This window comes from Caballeronia sp. M23-90 (genome assembly GCF_053574605.1).
In genome coordinates this window covers 1-1,214 of the sequence record NZ_JBSIPA010000843.1, presented here as the reverse complement: position 1 = coordinate 1,214, position 1,214 = coordinate 1, and the positions used below count along the sequence as shown (strand labels likewise).

Below are 1,214 nucleotides of genomic sequence, written 5' to 3'. Positions count from 1 at the left end.
CTCTTCACGGGCGCGTGGATTGAAACTCGACGACCGCAATCAGCCTTATTACGAGTATCGTGTCGCGCTCTTCACGGGCGCGTGGGTTGAAACAAATAACGAGGGACAAAGCCACTTTGCGCGCTGATGGCCGAACCGGCTACGTTGAAAATGTTCATTAAAGAAGGCATGGCCTGTCCTCGTGGGTTTTTCTAACGCCTAGTTAGACGTAATGGCCGAGATCATTCCCTTGATCTGCGACGAGATCACCGTCATGCCGGCTTCGAAGTGCAGGGCGTTATCGGCGAATTGCACGCGCTCGGAGTCCATGTCGACCGTGTTCCCGTCCAGCGACGGCTGGCTCGGAATCCGGTAGGCGAGCTTGCCGTAGTCGTCGGTGCTGCCGCCGCTTGACGTCAGCGTCGACGAACCCGCCATATGTCCCGGCGATGTCACCGCCAACCCCGCACTCGTCGACACGCTCACGGGCTGCGCCATGCGCAACGTCGCGCTTCCCGATGCCGACGTACCCGACGCGTCACCCGTCTTTTTCAGCGCGCCGGCGAGGGCGCTGGAGAAATCGACGTCGCGCGCCTTGTAGCCGGGGGTATCGGCGTTCGCAATATTCGACGACAGCAGTTCCTGCCGATACGCCCGTACATCGAGCGCTTCGCGGCCAAACGCAAATTCCTGGTCGAGCTTGTCAAGCATCACGGTTCTCCTTCGGCTTTCCGGGTCTTCGGTCTCTGCGCTGCATGGCATCGAAGACTTTTTGGCATGAGACGAATCTTAGGAGCGGGACGCAAGATGCAATCAGACGAATAGCAGGGAAAGGCGGCCTCTATTCGACGGTTGCCTTTCGCCGCCAATATCTAGAATTCGTCTCGTAGGTTGATATCGGGTTGATATCGATCGGATTTATCTGGATTTGCCTGGGAGAAACGCAATGCACAGCTTCGCTGCGCCCGACCGTCAGACGGCCACGCGCCGCCCGCAGACGGACGGCTCGACGAGCGATACCGCGTGGCGGCTGAACGCCGTTGCGTGCGGACTGGCGCTGGCGTTTGCCGCGATGCCCGCTCACGCACAGGAAAATGGCGGCGCCATCATGATCTCGGGCCCGGGCGAGACAAATCCGGCTGCGGTCGTCGCGATGGCAAAGAACGCCGGCATGAATGTGACTGCGGCGCCGGGCGCGCAGCAACAGCCCGTCGCGCAACCGATGGGAACACCGA

The 1,214-nt window shown here is 60.6% G+C and carries 1 protein-coding gene and 1 pseudogene; one reads left to right on the top strand and one right to left on the bottom strand.

Annotated features, from left to right (window positions below):
• Positions 1 to 198: 198 nt before the first annotated feature.
• Positions 199 to 690, bottom strand: a complete 492-nt coding sequence (flgB, locus tag ACRXB1_RS36350) for a flagellar basal body rod protein FlgB (RefSeq protein WP_062001023.1) — start codon at positions 688 to 690, stop codon at positions 199 to 201.
• 235 nt (positions 691 to 925) lie between these two features.
• Here flgB and ACRXB1_RS36345 point away from each other — a divergent pair.
• A pseudogene (locus tag ACRXB1_RS36345) lies at positions 926 to 1,214 on the top strand (hypothetical protein); the annotation flags it as partial.